Source organism: Halogeometricum sp. CBA1124 (assembly GCF_009741955.1).
In the GTDB taxonomy this organism is placed as follows: Archaea; Halobacteriota; Halobacteria; order Halobacteriales; family Haloferacaceae; genus Halogeometricum; species Halogeometricum rufum.
In genome coordinates, this window is sequence record NZ_WPCD01000363.1 from 1 (window position 1) to 1,359 (window position 1,359).

At 76.2% G+C, this 1,359-nt stretch carries 1 protein-coding gene and 1 pseudogene; both read right to left on the reverse strand.

Annotated features, from left to right (window positions below; genetic code table 11):
* A partial coding sequence (locus GJ632_RS21510; RefSeq protein ID WP_191453982.1) for a hypothetical protein occupies positions 1–384 on the reverse strand: 384 nt, incomplete at its 3' end.
* Between the two features lie 64 nt (positions 385–448).
* Positions 449–1,359 (reverse strand): annotated as a pseudogene (locus GJ632_RS21515) (hypothetical protein); the annotation flags it as partial.

Sequence of the window (1,359 nt, forward strand, 5' to 3'; positions counted from 1 at the left end):
GGCGCGGGCGTCGATTATCGCCTGCCGGAACGCCTCCGGCGTGTCGAACACGGTCGAGGGGTGCGCGCCGTGAACCACGTCCCGAAGCGCCGAGTCGTTCGTCGGGACGGGCGTGACCGGACCGAACGCGAGCGTCGCGTGCGCCGTGCCGGCGTCGTTCCGGAGTGCGAGGCGGCGCGTGCCGAGTCTGACCGCCGTCGCGTCCAGCGGGTGTTCGGCCGTCGCCGCGTACTCGGCGGCCGCCACGCGGTCCACCGTCGCGGCCGCCGAGTCGGCGTTCGGCGGCGGCACCGTCGGCAGTCCGGACGCCGCGCCGACGAGGGCGACGCCCGCCAGCGAGAGGCCCAGCCACGCGTACCACGAGTCGAGTGGGAGGTCGAGCATGGACCGTCTGGCCGCGGTTCGGTATATAAACTCTCGTGCGAGTCCCCGGCGCGGCCAGGGGTAGTCAGAACACCAGCGCCGCCCCGCGGAACGCCGCGAGGTAGGCCGCCGTCGCCGACAGGAGGGCGAGGCCGACGCGGTAGCCGACGAGCGTCCGGTCGAGTCCGCGGTCGAGACCCGTCGAGAGCGCGGTCAGGACGACGGCCAGAGCGAGGACGTAGGCTCCGACGGCGACGCCGAGGAGGGACGGACCGAGCGTCCCCGCGCCGCCCTTGACCAGCGCCGTCTCTGCGGCGCCCATCCGCGCCGCCATCGCCACCGTCGCGCCGCCGACCAGCGGTGCGAACAGGGCGGCGGTGTTCGACAGCGTGCCCGTCACCGACGCGAGTTCCCGACGAGCCTCGCTCTCGACCCGTCGGAGTTCGCGGAGGTGGTCGGCGGTGGCGACGACGGCCCGCCCCACGGGCCGCCCTTCCGTCGCCGCGACGGCGAGCAGTGCGGCGGCGCTCCGCGCCCGCGGACTGGGGAGGTCCGAGAGGACGCCGTAACGCCCGAGGAACGCCTCGCGGACGCCGACGCGGAGGCGGCGGCGGACGCCGGCGGCGTCGGCGAACACGTCGCCCGCCGGCGTCGACACCGCGTCCGCCGCGGACTCGACGGCGACTTCCACCGAGTCGCCCGCCGTGACGCGCCGCCCGACGAGCGAGAGCACGTCGTCGAGTCCGTCCTCGACGGCGCGCACGCGCGCTCTGACCCGCGCCATCGGGTAATACCGCGCGACCAGTCCCGACCCGACGCCCGCGCGACGGCGGTGAGCGCGTCGGCCCACGGCGCGACTGTCGCGCGACGAACCCAGCCGCGCCGGCGGCGACGACGGCGACGAGTCCGGCCGGGAGGAGCGACGACGGTACGTCGGGGTGCGCGGCGTCGACGCGCGGTGGGGCGAGGGCGACGGGGCGGCGGAGCAGAATCCAC